The organism is Candidatus Electronema sp. PJ, from assembly GCF_048287395.1.
Taxonomy (GTDB): domain Bacteria; phylum Desulfobacterota; class Desulfobulbia; order Desulfobulbales; family Desulfobulbaceae; genus Electronema.
Window position 1 is genome coordinate 1 of record NZ_JBLWEO010000017.1, and the last position, 14,613, is coordinate 14,613.

At 52.5% G+C, this 14,613-nt stretch carries 15 protein-coding genes; 11 read left to right on the top strand and 4 right to left on the bottom strand.

Annotated features, from left to right (window positions below):
- Nucleotides 1-225: 225 nt before the first annotated feature.
- The gene (locus ACNKIB_RS02235; protein ID WP_417908911.1) at nt 226-1,188 is read right to left on the bottom strand and encodes a hypothetical protein; all 963 of its coding nucleotides are present in this window, start codon (nt 1,186-1,188) and stop codon (nt 226-228) included.
- Nucleotides 1,189-1,450: 262 nt separating this feature from the next.
- Between ACNKIB_RS02235 and ACNKIB_RS02240 the strand changes: the two genes are divergently transcribed.
- The 9 genes from ACNKIB_RS02240 to ACNKIB_RS02280 all read left to right on the top strand — a co-directional run bounded on the left by ACNKIB_RS02240 (nt 1,451) and on the right by ACNKIB_RS02280 (nt 10,801).
- Entirely contained in the window at nt 1,451-2,377 is a 927-nt protein-coding gene (locus tag ACNKIB_RS02240) for a manganese-dependent inorganic pyrophosphatase (protein ID WP_417908947.1), read from the top strand.
- A gap of 925 nt (nt 2,378-3,302) precedes the next feature.
- Entirely contained in the window at nt 3,303-4,382 is a 1,080-nt protein-coding gene (aroB, locus tag ACNKIB_RS02245) for a 3-dehydroquinate synthase (RefSeq protein ID WP_417908948.1), read from the top strand.
- 104 nt (nt 4,383-4,486) lie between these two features.
- Complete coding sequence (locus ACNKIB_RS02250) at nt 4,487-5,275, top strand: DUF1566 domain-containing protein (RefSeq protein WP_417908912.1); 789 nt, start codon at nt 4,487-4,489, stop codon at nt 5,273-5,275.
- Between the two features lie 42 nt (nt 5,276-5,317).
- On the top strand, nt 5,318-5,845 hold the full coding sequence (locus tag ACNKIB_RS02255; RefSeq protein ID WP_417908913.1) for a DUF1566 domain-containing protein: 528 nt from the start codon (nt 5,318-5,320) through the stop codon (nt 5,843-5,845).
- A 67-nt stretch (nt 5,846-5,912) separates the two neighbouring features.
- Nucleotides 5,913-6,479, top strand: coding sequence for an FmdB family zinc ribbon protein (locus ACNKIB_RS02260; protein WP_417908914.1), 567 nt, complete (start codon nt 5,913-5,915; stop codon nt 6,477-6,479).
- 465 nt (nt 6,480-6,944) lie between these two features.
- Nucleotides 6,945-8,054, top strand: coding sequence for an SPFH domain-containing protein (locus ACNKIB_RS02265; RefSeq protein ID WP_417908915.1), 1,110 nt, complete (start codon nt 6,945-6,947; stop codon nt 8,052-8,054).
- A 2-nt stretch (nt 8,055-8,056) separates the two neighbouring features.
- Nucleotides 8,057-9,301: a hypothetical protein gene (locus ACNKIB_RS02270; RefSeq protein WP_417908916.1), complete on the top strand. Its 1,245-nt coding sequence runs from the start codon at nt 8,057-8,059 to the stop codon at nt 9,299-9,301.
- On the top strand, nt 9,298-9,822 hold the full coding sequence (locus tag ACNKIB_RS02275; RefSeq protein WP_417908917.1) for a nucleoside deaminase: 525 nt from the start codon (nt 9,298-9,300) through the stop codon (nt 9,820-9,822). Before ACNKIB_RS02270 ends, ACNKIB_RS02275 begins: the two co-directional genes overlap by 4 nt.
- On the top strand, nt 9,785-10,801 hold the full coding sequence (locus tag ACNKIB_RS02280; protein ID WP_417908918.1) for a radical SAM protein: 1,017 nt from the start codon (nt 9,785-9,787) through the stop codon (nt 10,799-10,801). The genes ACNKIB_RS02275 and ACNKIB_RS02280 overlap by 38 nt, the downstream gene beginning before the upstream one ends.
- A 9-nt stretch (nt 10,802-10,810) precedes the next feature.
- Here the strand turns inward: ACNKIB_RS02280 and ACNKIB_RS02285 are convergent, their stop codons facing one another.
- Complete coding sequence (locus tag ACNKIB_RS02285; RefSeq protein WP_417908919.1) at nt 10,811-11,719, bottom strand: YkgJ family cysteine cluster protein; 909 nt, start codon at nt 11,717-11,719, stop codon at nt 10,811-10,813.
- Nucleotides 11,720-12,021: 302 nt separating this feature from the next.
- On the opposite strand from ACNKIB_RS02285, the gene ACNKIB_RS02290 reads away from it, so the two are divergent.
- Entirely contained in the window at nt 12,022-12,219 is a 198-nt protein-coding gene (locus ACNKIB_RS02290) for a hypothetical protein (protein WP_417908920.1), read from the top strand.
- A gap of 44 nt (nt 12,220-12,263) precedes the next feature.
- On the top strand, nt 12,264-13,034 hold the full coding sequence (locus ACNKIB_RS02295) for a histidinol-phosphatase (protein WP_417908921.1): 771 nt from the start codon (nt 12,264-12,266) through the stop codon (nt 13,032-13,034).
- Here ACNKIB_RS02295 and ACNKIB_RS02300 read toward each other — a convergent pair.
- Together ACNKIB_RS02300 and ACNKIB_RS02305 are read right to left on the bottom strand one after the other, a co-directional pair.
- A complete protein-coding gene (locus ACNKIB_RS02300) occupies nt 13,023-13,241 on the bottom strand; it encodes a hypothetical protein (RefSeq protein WP_417908922.1) in 219 nt (72 codons plus the stop codon). The genes ACNKIB_RS02295 and ACNKIB_RS02300 overlap by 12 nt on opposite strands.
- 117 nt (nt 13,242-13,358) lie before the next feature.
- Nucleotides 13,359-14,498: an SO_0444 family Cu/Zn efflux transporter gene (locus ACNKIB_RS02305; protein WP_417908923.1), complete on the bottom strand. Its 1,140-nt coding sequence runs from the start codon at nt 14,496-14,498 to the stop codon at nt 13,359-13,361.
- Between the last annotated feature and the right edge of the window lie 115 nt (nt 14,499-14,613).

Consider the following 14,613-nt stretch of genomic DNA (forward strand, 5'->3'; position numbering starts at 1 on the left):
TCGCGAACACCAACTCCCTCTTCAACAACCATGCGCACGGCTTCTCGCTTGAAATCGGAATCGTACCTGCGATAGCCCATAAACACACCTCCTGTTCCTGTCAGGGTAATTGGTGTGTCCGCTAAAGTGAAGATAGCTCAAAACAGGCCGCAACTTAAACCGCCTTGGGCGGTTCACCTTACCAAGCCTCCGGTTTTACCGGAGGTGCTTGACCTAATCTGGCACTCAACGAACCGGATGCCGTTCTGCCAATTCGCGGAGCCGGTTCACGTATTCCTCTTTCCGGGCCAACTGATTGGTGGCTTCGATCTCTTGGATGAGTGGCTGAATCAGGCCGCTGATGTCTGTCCCGTGCGTATTGAGATTCCTGTTGGCTGCCTCGTCAATCAGCAGCAGCGCGTAGTAATTGATCAGGAGGCGCACCCGCGCAGCGCGGCGGAACAGATAGGAACGCCCGCCAATGGTGTTCAGGAAGAACACCGAGTAGTCATAGGCCATGCTGAACGGCAGCTGCACCGTATCTGCCTGGCAATCAGGCCCGACGCTGGCGGCATACAGGGCGTTAGCGAGATTTTCCAGCCCGCCTTGCTCATGCTCCAGCAGGGTTTTGAGCAGTCGGATGTTATCTTTACCAAGTACCCGGAAAAAGTGGGCGGTGTTGGCAATCACCGTGTACAAATCATCCGTCTCCCGCACCACTGTCGGCGGCTTGGCAGCCAGCTTGTCCTTCAAGCCCTCAAGATGCTTGCGCACGGGCTGCTTGAGCTTGAAGTCCTGAAGGTAGTCTTTCTTCTCCAACCCCTCAACAAAGTTCCGCAGACTGCCTGTAGCCTGACTACAGGTCATGGGTGGGGCTGCTGGTTTATCCGCTCCAGTAGGAGCAGGGAGTGCTGGCTGTGTTGCGGCGGAAGGGAGCTGGATGCTGCCCGGTAACTCCTCGCCAGACTGGGTTGACAGAGCCGCAGTTTCGGTTTTTTGTTCTTGCTTGAGAATTGGCAACGGCGAAGTCTCTTGCGCTGGCTTTTGCTCAAGGCCGACTACTTGCGGGAACTGCTGCATCGCCTTTTCTATCTCGGTCGGAAAGAGAACCCAGGCTCCGGCCAACACCGCCGCAAGAACAGTACAGCCTAAGGCAAGAGATTGGAGCGTCAGTTTCTTTGCCGGTTTCCTGCTTTTTCTATTCTTCATGGCTTTCCTACTGTTTTATGGTTTCTTTCTCAAGGCTCTGCTTTATACTCTAACAGATTGCAGCGGCAGTCAGCAAAGAAAAACTGGGAGACAGCGGCAGGGCAGGGGACTCAAACTCTTTTCTCCTTGACGCTGCCTGCTGAACGGGCTAAATAGTACAGGATAAGTTCAACTTCAGGTCAACCAAAGCTGCTGTCGTCGGCAGACTTTCAACAGATACAATTTTGCTGCATTCTTTTTATTATTCCAGGAGGAAGAAATGATGGCTGTTTATGTCACCGGTCACAAGAACCCAGATACCGATTCCGTTACCGCCGCGATTGCCTACGCTGAGTTGTTGAAGGCTAAGGGTACCGATGCGATTGCATCCATGCAGGGCGAGATGAACCCGGAGACGCAGACCGTGCTGCGCCGCTTCAACGTGGCCGCGCCAGAGATCATGAAAGATGCAACCGGCAAAACAGTTGCCTTGGTTGATCACAGTGACCTGAAACAAGCCCCGGACAACCTGAGCGCAGATAACGTGGTGGCGATTGTTGACCATCACAAGATCGGTGACGTGACCACCAACAGCCCGATCTTCTGCTACGTCAAGCCAGTTGGCTGCACCGGCACCGTGCTGAAGCAGCTCTATGATGTAGAGGGCGTGGCCATTCAGCCGAAGATTGCTGGCCTGATGATGTCCGCCATTCTCAGCGACACCGTTAACTTCAAGTCCCCGACCTGCACTGAAGAGGACAAAAAGGCCGTTGCCGAGCTGAAGCAGATTGCTTCTGTTCAGGATACCGACGCGCTGTTCATGGAGATGCTGAAGGCCAAAAGTGCCATTGACGGCGTTCCGGCCATGGACCTGCTCAACCGTGATTACAAAGACTTCGACATGAAGGGCAAAACCGTCGGTTGCGGTCAGATAGAGCTTGCTGCCCTTGATCAGGCCACCCCGGCCATCCGTGAGGCTCTGTACAAGGCCATGCAGGAGAAGAAGGCCGCAGGCGGCCAGCATACCGTGCTGCTAATGCTGACCGATGTTGTGAAAGAAGGCACTGAGCTGATGGTGCTGTCCGATGACGCTTCGATCATCGAGGATGCATTCAACACCAAAATGAGCGGCAATTCCATGTGGATTCCCGGCATGATGAGCCGCAAGAAGCAGACCATTCCTAACCTCCAGAAGGCGTTCGGCTGCTGATGCAAGCTGAACCGGGGGCTGTATTCCGGCAGTGATATGAAAAGGATCGGCATCCTGCCGATCCTTTTTTGTTTTATTTCGATGTATCATATTATTGGGCAAAATGACCCACAACCAAGCGGAACGAGAAACCATTGGACTATGCATATGCCTTGAAGCTCTATGTGCTATTGTAAACCATGAGTTGCTTACACTTCGCGATGTTTCTGAATATCCCGGAGAAGCAGAGGTGATTTTTAAAACCCGCGTCCAGCGGGATATGTTCCTGATTCGTCTGCTCGATTTCGTCAAAGAAAATGGAAGCAAACAGCTAACCGGTTTAAATGGTTCTTGCTTGGCAGTTCTTCAAAAGGCGTGCGAAACAAAGTCGTTTGACGTTAATGGAAGTGTTGCCACTCTAAAAAAATCAATTGACGAGTTAGAACGTTGGCTCAGTTATAAAAAGGCTATAACCCTCTGGCTGCCGGGACTCAATATCAACGCAACAATCGATGTATCCAGACTATATTTTTTGTATATCATCGGCAATCACTCCAAGCACAATCTTTCTCGTTTGACTGGAGTATCGAGAGACGTTGCCAAAATTTTGAGCAATCACCGCTACTCTGTTCCAGAAGAACAAATACCCATAGTATTAGACGACTTCATAGAGAATTTAGATGAAAATTATTTCTTTTATTACAGCACGTGGCTATCGGAGTTGCTGAACAATGTGCGCTGGGGATTGCAAACATATCTGGAACCTACATTTTCCTACTCATACAGAAGTCGGGAAGACTCTCTATCATACAGTTACGAGTACCCTGCTGATATACAAGGGGACGTTCCGCGCCAATGGTTCTGGAGGCTTATGAATAACGTCAGAACCAAACCATATCTCAAACAATTCGTTGGTGCCCGCTACCAGAAGCAGGAGAGAACTCTTATGCCAGAAACCGCAGTGACAGTCGGCCTTGGCGAACGCAGTTATCCAATTCGGATCAGCTCCGGTCTGCTGGAAAAGATTGGCCCTGATTTGCATGAACGCAAGATCGGCAGCAAATACGGTGTGATCAGTGATGACCGGGTGGCGGCTTTATACGGCGACCGCTTCATGCAGTCGCTGGCCGCAGTAGGCCTGCAAGCCGAGCTGATCACTTTCCCGGCAGGCGAGGCGAGCAAGCATCTCCAGACCATCGCCGCGCTCTCCAGCGAGCTGGCCCAGCGCGGCTTTGACCGCAAAACCGCCCTCATCGCCCTTGGCGGCGGCGTGACCGGCGACATCACCGGTTTTCTCGCCTCAATCTATCTGCGCGGCATTCCCTTTGTCCAAGTACCGACCACGCTGCTTTCTCAAGTGGACAGCTCAGTGGGCGGCAAAACCGGCGTGGACATCCCGGAAGGCAAGAATTTAGTTGGTACGTTCTATCAGCCCAAGGCGGTCTATGTTGATATTGACGTGCTGCGCAGTCTGCCGTTGGCGGAGCTGCAAGGCGGCCTGGCGGAAGTGATCAAATATGGGGTGATCAACGATGCCGAGTTTTTCGCCTTTTTGGAGCAGCAACGCGAGGCGGTCTTTGCTTTGCAGCAGGACGTGCTGACCAAGCTCATCGCCCGCTGCTGCGAGATCAAGGCGTGGGTGGTGGAGCAGGACGAAAGGGAAGGAGGGCTACGCCGCATTCTCAACTACGGCCACACCATCGGCCATGCAGTGGAAGCAGCTTCTGGCTTTCAGCTCATTCACGGCTACGCGGTGGCCATCGGCATGTGCGCGGCAGCAGAGTTGGCAGTATGCAGCGGTTACCTTTCCGTAGAGGATATGCAAAGAATCCGTTGTCTGATTGCCGCCTACGGTCTGCCAACAGCCGTACCCGCTGGATTTGACCAGGCCAAAAAATATCTGCTCAATGACAAGAAGACGGTAGGCGGCAGAGTTTTCTATGTCCTGCCGGAGCGCATTGGCGCAGTAAAAATCACCGATCAGGTGCGTGAAGAGGATGTGGATGCGGTGTTGATGGCGGTCTAAGAAGATAATTATACTCGATAGCCCGTCTTTCTTTATAAAGAATTTGCAGCCCAAGTTTATTTTGTGTTATAATCAAAAGAAAAACTTGTCAAGGAGGTTCTACAATGAAAAAGACTCTTTTGCTGCTGGGATTAACGGCTATAGTGGCCGTGCCATCAACAGGCTCTGCAAAGATGCCGCTGGATATACCACCGATACTGGCTTCGGGATGCAATCAGTGCAATCCTTGTGTTGATACTAACTGCACGAATCCTTGTACCCCCTGTGCAAACGGTTGTTGCGGAGCAACCTGCAAAAACGATACGACTTGTGCATACTGTTGTGAAGGCGGCACTTGTAGTGCCGATGTCTGCCCTACACCTCAAACAGAATGGGGAAATGATACAGGAATTACTGTGTGCCCAGCGAATACACCGGCACTTGATGAGGACTGTGATTTTGGCAGAGATAAAACCGTAACTGAGCCTAATCCTTCTGACGGTCAAGCTGGCTTCAGTTTTACCAAGCTGGATAGCAGCGGGAATCCAACCACGGGAACTGCTGTTTGCATTAAAGACAATGTCACCGGCCTGACTTGGTCTTCTAATCTTGGCCCAAGTACTTTTGCTGGATTGGAAGAGATACTACAACAAAACGCTAATCTGTGTGGACTAACAGGCTGGCGTATGCCAACTATCAAAGAGCTAGTTAGTATAGTCTCCTATCACAGGATAAACCCTGCTATTGATAACAACGTTTTCACAGACACGGAGAATGTAAGCTATAGATCCTCAACTCCTAATGCAGCAGATGGGACACAAATATGGGGAGTTAATTTTGCCTATGGCTATGCAGACAACAATCTCTTAACTGATAGTGCTTATCAGGTAAGATTGGTTCGTCCACTTCCATGATTTTCAATTGAGAATACTACTGCCTACGAGAGGGAGGGTACGATGCGATATCTTATAGCTTTGATGTTTACATTGGCGGCAAGTTCTGCCTTTGCAGCGACCTGTGATACAGATGGACGTTTTACAGTGAATGGTGACGGAACCGTTACTGACAGCAAAACTGGCTTGACATGGAAGCAATGTCTTGAAGGCCAGACATTCGCTGCTGGTCCCCCAGCCGCTTGTAACAACGCGGCAACATTCTATACTTGGCAGGGCGCATTAGGTCTGACTGCCAACGGTTTTCGTGTGCCAAATATCAAGGAATTGCAATCTATTGTAGATGAAGCAAAATCTACTCTTGTTGATCCAGAGACTCCAGGAGGGCCAGTGAATCCAGCCATTGACACTGCCTGCTTTCCAACTTCTGCGGGGGTTAGTGTCTATGTTTGGTCTGCTTCTCCCTATACAGGTGATACGTCACCACCAAAGGCATGGCTTATTGATTTCAACAAAGGCATATTTATGTATCAGTTTCCTCAGAGTCAAACAGGCTATGTGAACGTTCGCCTTGTAAAAGATCCCCAATGAGAGCCTAGCTGCGAATTAGCCCAGCTCCAGCTCTTGAGAAAAGCAAAAAGATCAGGTATCCTTTGGGATGCCTGATCTTTTTGTTCATGCAGCAGGCGGCTTTCATCCAACAAAACGTAATTGCTTGAAAAAGAACATGCCGATCTACGAATTTCTTTGCCAGGACTGTAACACGATCTTCAACTTCCTTTCCAACCGGATCAACACCGAGAAACGCCCTGATTGCCCGAAATGCGGCAGAAAGAAGCTTGATAGGCAGGTATCCGCCTTTGCCGTCATCGGTAAAGCCAAGGAGGGCGGGGATGATGACGACCCTCTGGCCGGTCTGGATGAAACGAAAATGGAACATGCTTTAGAAGGCCTGATGCGCGAGGCCGAAGGCATCGACGAGAAAGACCCTCGCCAGATGGTCCAGCTAATGCGCAAGTTCTCTGATAAAACGGGTATCCATCTCGGTGACAAGATGGAGGAAGCCCTCTCGCGCATGGAGGCAGGCGAAGACCCAGATCAGGTGGAAAAGGACATGGGCGATATGCTTGACTCGGACGATGCCTTTACTTTGGAAGGGTTGAAGAAGAAAATCCGCTCTAATCCCAAACAGCCCCTCCACGACGAAACCTTGTACCCTCTTTAAGCCCTGTGTCAGCGCAGAAGAGATGTTTTTTGCGGAATCAGCAAGGAGTTCTGTTGAGCCGAAGAGGAGTCTTGCTGAGTAACAAAGGAGTTTGGCTCGGCAAGAAAGGAGTGGAAGTAAGCCGGAAAGAAGTCTGGCTTACTTGCAAAGGAGTTTTACTCGGCCACAAAGGAGTTGTATCAAGCAGGAAAGGAGTCTTGCGGAGCAGCAAAGGAGTTTGGCTTGGCAAGAAAGGAGTGGAGGTAAGCCGGAAAGGAGTCTGGTTTACTTGCAAAGGAGTTCTGCCGAGTAGTAAAGGAGTTTAGTTTAGCCAGAAAGGAGTCTTACCGACTTCTGGACGTGTAAAAGCAGGGTCAAGATGTCCGCAACTCAGCCGAAAAAGAGGTAGAGCTGATCGGTATAATGCGGATACTGGTAGAGATTTCCGCCTGTTTCGGCAGGACGGGAAAAACCTTGGAGACGGTCATGGGCACTGACAACAGCATCTTTCTTGAAGTCCTGGAATGGTTTGACGAGACGGGCCAGGAACTGCTGCACCGCCTACCAGAGCGTGGCTCTGGGGAAATCAAGTTCGGTGCCCAGCTGACCGTGCGGGAAAGCCAGGCCGCAGTTCTGTACTACAAGGGTAGGGCCGGAGATGCCTTTGGGCCAGGCCTGCACACCCTGCGTACCGGCAATATCCCGATCATTACCAAGCTGCTCTCCACGCCTTGGGGCATGACCAGTCCGCTGCGGGCCGAGGTCTATTTCGTCAGCCTCAAGGTCTTCCCGGATCTCAAATGGGGCACCCGCGATCCAGTCGCTTTCCGGGACTCTGAGCTGGGTTTTGTCCGCTTGCGGGCGCATGGGGTCTTCAATATTCGCGTTATCCAGCCAGTGCTGTTCATCAACACCTTGGCTGGAACAATGGGCAAGTACACAACCGAGCAGATTGAGGAATACCTATGCCGGGTGATTGTCTCGCGCTTGAATGATTATCTCGGCGAAACCCTGGACACCCTTTTCAATCTGCCTGCCCAGTTTGATGAGATGGCAGAGGAGTTGAAAAAAAAGCTGGTAAAGGACTTTATCCGCTTTGGCTTGGCCTTGGATGAGCTGTATATCTCCTCCATCACCCCACCAGAGGAGGTACAGGCCGCCATTGACGACCGTAGCCGTCTTGGGGTGATCAAAGACATGGATAAATTTGTCCGCATGAAGGCTGGCATGGCGATGGAAAAGGCCGCGCAGGCAGGCGGTGAGGCTGGAGCAGGACTCGGCATGGCTATGGGCCTGATGATGCCCGCCATGTTTGCCAGCAATCAGCAGCAGGCGGCTGTTGCCAAAGTGCAATGCTCTGCCTGCGGCAATACCATCCCAGCTGAAGCCCGTTTCTGCCCCTTTTGCGGGCGACAGCAGATCATTCTCATGCAATGCGCGCATTGCGGCAAGAATCTAACTCCAGAGGCTAAGTTTTGCTCCCGCTGCGGCCAGTCTTCAGATAAGAAACCGGTGGCGGTTATCTGCACGGCCTGCAATCAGGAGAACTTGCCTGGCGCGAAATTCTGCGGCGGCTGCGGCCTCAAGTTGGTTTAATCATGAATCTCCGGGTTGAACAGCCTTGTCCTCAATGCGGCGGCTCTGTCACCCTCTCCGTTGAGGATCGGTTGCTGACCTGTCCTTACTGCAAGGTGAAAAATTTCCTGCTGGCTAATGGTGGCCCGTTTCGCTACACCTTACCCAACAAGGCTAAAGAAAAAAACCGCCTCTTCCACGCCCCGTATCTGCGCTTCAAAGGCAATGTCTTCTCTGTGACTGACTCTGGAGTCTCGCATAAGGTGCTGGACACCACCCAGGACGGCTGCGGTCTGCCTGGCTTGCCTGCTTCACTTGGCTTGCGTCCGCAGGCTATGCCTTTAACCCGCGTCCATATTGGCAGCGGAGGCCGTTTTCTGCCCTTCTCCGGTCAGCTCAGGGAGATTTTTGCCAAGGCGACCAAGCTGCACAATCTGACGGAAGGTCGTAAGGATGAGACAGTCTATCATCAGGCCTACATCGGCGAGACGTTGAGCTTCATCTACCTGCCACTGCTGCCCAAAGAGGATTGTCTGTTTGACGCAGTGCTGGGCGAACCCCTGCGCGGCTCCTCCGCAAACACGTTGAAGGGGGAGCCGTTCCAGCCAAACTGGCAACCTCGATTCAAGGCCGCTCTCTGCCCGCGCTGCGGCGGCAATTTGGACGGCGAGGGCGATTGCTTGGCCCTGATCTGCACGAGCTGCGATCTTGTCTGGCAGATCGGCAAAGAGGGACTGGAGCGGACTGTCGGTAAAGTGATTCCCGGCGGCAGTCAGAAGCCAGCTCTGCATCTTCCCTTCTGGCGCATCGTTGCCGAGCTGCCTGCCCTGCGCATCAGCAGCTTTGCTGATTTTGCCGAACGCACGAATCAGCCCTTTATCATCCGCCCAGAATGGCGCAGCCAGGAGATGCGGTTCTGGGTGCCTGCCTTTAAGCTCCGACCGGAAATTTTTCTCCGCACTGCCAAACAGATCACCATCAGCCAGCGGCAATTCGGCCCAGAGCGAGACATGCAGCTCAAAAAAACGGTCAATCCGTATCCCGTGACTCTACCTCTCAGTGAGGCTCGGCAGTCACTCAAGGTGATTCTGGCCGCTTCAGCTGCCAGCGGGCGGAATATTTTCTCCCAGCTCTCCGGCGCAGAAGCGGAAATGCAGACCGCCGCTTTGGTTTACCTCCCTTTTGACGACCGACAGCTTGACTGGATGCAGTCGCATACCGGCACAGTCATCGGCAAAAGTGTGCTGCATTTTGGCAGAAAGCTGTGAACAGAGACCAGCAATTCATGCAGGCCGCCTTGGCTGAAGCGAGGCTGGCTTTAGCAGAAGGCGAATTTCCAGTGGGCTGCGTGCTAGTACTGGATGGTCAGATTATCGCTCAAGGCCGTCGCCAGAATAGCAGCAGCGCAACACGCAATGAACTGGATCATGCGGAAATAGTCACCCTACGTAGCTTGCTGGCAGAGCAACCTGCTCTCGACTGCCACCGGATAACTGTGTACAGTACCTTAGAACCCTGCCTGATGTGTTACAGTACCTTGCTGCTTTCTGGCATCCGCCGCTTTGTCTGGGCCTATGAAGATGTGATGGGCGGTGGTACTTCGGTGCCTTTGGCGCAACTTACTCCGCTTTATCAAGAAATGCTGGTTGAATGCGTGCCAGGTGTCTTGCGCCGCGAAAGTTTAGCCCTGTTCGCGCAATTTTTTCAGAATCATTCCTACTGGCAGGGCAGCCTGCTGTCCGCATTTACCCTTGCAGAAGATCAGCGAAGTAAGAGCCAGAACAGTTGATTTCAAACCCGGTGAGCGCAATGTCTTTCTGCATCTACTCACCCAGTGTAATCTCTCCTGCCGTCACTGCTACATCAACTCAGCCCAGCATGGCACCAATATTCTCTCAAAAGAGACTGCACTGGACTGGTTGCAACTCTTTGCCCGGCCTGACCGCGCCAGCAATTTAGTCTTGCTTGGCGGCGAGCCAACCTTGCATCCTGACTTGGCCGCGATCATCCGGGCAGCCAAAGCCTTGCGCTATGCCGTGACCGTGGATTCCAACGGCTTTCTCTTTCATGATATATTGGAGCGTGTGCAGCCAGAGGAACTGGATTTTCTCAGCTTCAGCTTGGACGGGCCAGATGCAGCGGTTAATGATCTTATCCGGGGCGAGGGGGTTTTTGCCGTCTGCACAGAAAACCTGCGAAAGGCTATTGCACTCGGCTTCCGCACCAGCCTAATCTGTACCATCTCCGCCCTGAACATCGAGCATCTGCACCGGATGCCTGACTTGCTGGCTGAGTTGGGAGTGCGGCGTTTCTTTATTCAGGTCATCGGGCTGCGGGGCAAGTCCGCCGCAGCCTGTGCGGACAATCTCCAAGTTGATCCTGAACGCTGGCTAGAGGCAGTACCAGCAGCAGCCCGGCAAGCAGCTCGGCTCGGCATTCACGTCACCTATCCCAAGGTTTTTCTGGAACCAGGAGAAGCCTTTTCCTGCGCGGGAGTAGCAGCAGAAAACTACTTCGTCTTTCCTAATGGGCGGGTGTACCGCTGCCCGCTCTGCGAGGATCATCCTATCCACAGCCTCTGCATCGAAAGCGGCCAGCTCCTTCATCGAAGTGGTCTAAACGAAGACCGCTTCTTTAACCTCAGCATCCCAGAAGGCTGCGTGATGAACAAACTCCTTCAGCCGGATAATATCGCCTATCTACCAGACGGAACACCGGAGCATAGGATATCCTGCTGCATGTTGAAGCAGGATATAACACCCCAGTAAGTTCCCACATCAGGACTTCTTCTGCGCTTTTTGCTCCTGTTTGAGCTGCTCGCGTTCTGCCTTGAGCCTTTTGTAATCCTCTTCAATCCGGCGCAGATTATCCTCCTGCTCCTTGCGCATTGCTTCGGCCTTGGCCAGCACCTTGCTCTGCTTGATGCTCAGGCCTTCAGCCCCGAACAGGGCATTGGCGAGATATTTGAAGGAGAAGCGCAGCAAGGCCTCGTCATCCACCCGGAGACGGTCAACGGTTTCCTGATCAATCTCATAGGTGTTCAAGAAAGAACTTTCAAAGACAAAGCGGCGAAAGTGATCCAAGTCAGTGGTAGCCATGAAGAACATCCGCTGGGCCGCTTCCGAGAGATTGGCCTGGTGGCCAAAGGACTTGCGGCGCATGACTAAGCGCAGCCATTCCTTGTTCATTTCGTCGCGGACATCTACACCCTGATCAGCTCGCCATTCGCCGATGGTCCATTTCTTTTGCTCATCAAAGCCCTTGCAGTGCGGCTCTTTGACCAGGAAAAAGAACTTCTCCTCTCTGCCTTCCTTGCCGCCTTCATGGAAATCCGCCATGCCCACTGGATAATAGCGGCAGGCAGTAGGGCGATCAGCATACACAGTGCAGCCCTCTGCGGTGACAAAAGGGCAGGCATTCTTCTCGCCGGTCAGCTTGATCTGCACGCCCGGCATATCGGTTTTCTCCAGATAGGTCGGCTCCGTGTATTGGGTGATGAACTCATGGGCTGACAGGTTCAACCGCCGCCGCAGAATCATGATGTCGTAAGGAGTCAACACGATCTGGATATTATGGCAGCAAGCCGTGAAACAACTCACCCCTGGATGGCATTCAAACTGGAGAGGCGAATCGAGGCTTAATTTCTCCGGCATGACACAGGAGGGATTTTTATCCGTCGATTTCATGAAATCCCTCTTTATCCCGCCGCCTTTGCTATCGCTCATAGTCTTTTTTGTCCTTGCTTATGGTTGTCGGGGAGTGCTGCTCCATCATCTGTGCATCTTGGCTTGCCCGCAGCATATTACCATCAAGAGGGGGGCTGTCAAACGAAAGTTAGTCTTCCAACCTGTTTCCTCTGGCTTTGCTCTGCTTGCCAAGCTGTTCCTTGCTTTTTTGTGGAAAAAAATTTATAATTTTTTTAGAAGCATGTTGTCGGGCAGATATCTAATCCGCTCGGATTTGTTGCACACTCCACTCATAGAAGATAATGAAGAAAATATTTGCCCGCCCGATAGATTTCAGCAAAGTTGAAACGCTGGTGTATCATCTGCCTGACGGCCCCGCCTTTTCAATGGAGATGAACGATGTTGCCGAGTTATTCAACTTTGACATGGAATTTGGCGACATTTGTGATACCTCAGAGATTGATGGCGTGATTCATTTCTTCCCCAAGGGAAACGCCTGATGCTTTTCATCTCGCCTTGTTGCTGCTGAGGTTGCTCTTTTTTCATGTCCCGTTTCCCTCCGATAGACCTCAGCGGCGATCACCACATTCATACCAAGCTTTGCAATCATGCCTCCGGCGAAATGGAGGAATATGTGCAGGCTGCGGTCAAGAAGGGCTTGCAGTCCATGACCTTTCTTGAGCATTTGGAATGTGGCTTGTGCTATGAACAGCAGATTTGGCTTACGCCAGAGCTGTTTGCCCAATATTTTGCAGAAGGCGAGTGGCTCCAGAAAAAATATGCCTGGCAAATTGCCATCAGGCTGGGCGTAGAGATCGGCTGGAATGCCACAGCAGCAGAGGAACTGCGGGCTATGCTGGCGCGTTTTCCCTTTGCGCATCGCGGTCTGTCCTGTCATTTTTATTTTGACGGCAGCCGACATCTTAACCTGTTAAGCAGCAAGCACGAACACATTGCTGCCTTGCGCGCAATTGGCCCAGAACTCATTCTGGAAGCCTATTTCACCAGCCTGATCGAAGCCTGTCAGCAAATCCCCTGCGATAAACTCTGCCACCTTGACGCAGCCTTGCGCCATCTGCCGCCATTTCAGCTCACTGCCCGCCATCAGGAGCTAATCAGCCAGCTGCTTCAGGTTATGCGGGAGAAAAAGATCGCCTTGGAAGTCAACACCTCTGGTTACGCAGTCCGGCCCCAGCCCTATCCCACCGTAGAAATCATCCGGCAAGCCGTAAAACTGGGTATTTCGCTGATTCCCGGCTCTGATGCCCATCATCCTGAGCAAGTTGGCCGCTTTTTTGGCGTGTTAGCAGGCTAACAAGTCAAGTTGAAGCGGTAAGCAAACCAGTTTATCCTGCTTGGTCACGTTTTCTACTCGTTTGGAAAGGAGTTTGGCTTGGCCAGAAAGGAGTTGTACTCGGCAACAAAGGAGTTTTGTTGAGCAGAACTCCTTTCCTAGTCGGCCACAAAGGAGTTTTGCCGACTCCAACTCCTTTGGTACTCGGCAAGACTCCTCTTTTGCCAAGCCAAACTCCTTTCTTAGTCGGCCAAACTCCTTTTCTGCCGAGCCAAACTCCTTTGTTGCCGACTACAACTCCTTTATAACCGAGCAAGAAAGGGATGTTTTCTAAGGCAACTCTTCTTATTGCTGACTTTTTGGCTTAGGCAGGAGGTTTGAAATCTCTCCTGGTTTGGCCTGCTGCATTCCGCAGCACGAGCCGCCGCCTTTTTTCCCGCCGCCAAACCAGCGTTTGCAGATCTTCAGCAGTGGCCGGATAGAGAGGGCGAACAGCACCAGGGTCGCCGCCAGCATAACCCAGTGCGGCAGCATTGTGCTGTGCTTGCCTACCACTGCCGCCGCAGAAATGCCCAGAGAGAGATAGATCGCATCTACGGCCAGGCCGCAAAGCACGCTGACCACGGCAATCGACAGCAAGTACAGGGCAGTTGCCCGCTTGCCCAGCATCCCGATTAGCACAAATAGCGAGGTGACATTGGTGGCCGGGCCAGTCAGGAGAAAGACTAAGGCCGTGCCAGGGCTGACACCCTTGAGGATAAAGGCTGCGGCTATGGGTGTCGAGGCTGAAGCGCAGATGTAAAGCGGGATGCCTAGGGCCAGCATCAACAGCATCGAGGACAGCCCGCCGCCGAGCCAGGAGGCAAAGACTTCATCCGGCACCAAGACGGTTATAAACCCAGCAACGATGATGCCCGTGAAAAACCAGCCGGCCAAATCCGGCCACAGTTCGGTAGTGGCATAGTGCAATCCGGCTTTGAGCTTGGCCAGAAAGCCACGTGGCACTGTGGATTCGCCAGCGCAGCAGCTGGAGGAAAGACTGGGTTCCTGTTTCTGCGGCGGGGTGTATTGAAAAGAGAATGAATTCTCTAACACTCCGGCCACAGCAGCGGAGATAAAGGCTGACACTGGGCGGGCTACGGTCATGATCGGATCCAGCAAGGCCCAAGTCATGGCAATGGAATCTACGCCTGACTCTGGGGTGGAAATAAGGAAAGCTGTGACCGCGCCATTGTTGGCCCCCTGCTTTTTCAGCGTGGCCGCAGCGGGTAGCACGCCGCAGGAACAGAGTGGAATGGGAACGCCAAGAAGCGCAGCCTTGAATACCGAGCTGAACCGACCCTTGCCCAGATGGGCCGCGACATACGCGGGAGATAAATACATTTTCAACAGGCCGCCAACCAGTAAGCCTGAGAGGATGTAGAAGGCCGACTGATTGAGCAGCTGCCATGAAACCTGAAGCGCATTGCCAATAAAGGAAAGCATGATCGTGCCTTGGTAAAAAGAAAGAGGGGAGAGAACTGCATCTGCGCATCTAAACGCACTCTCTAGCTGTCTGTCAACACATAACTTGCTGGGCAGCATTAGGCGGATGAGCGCA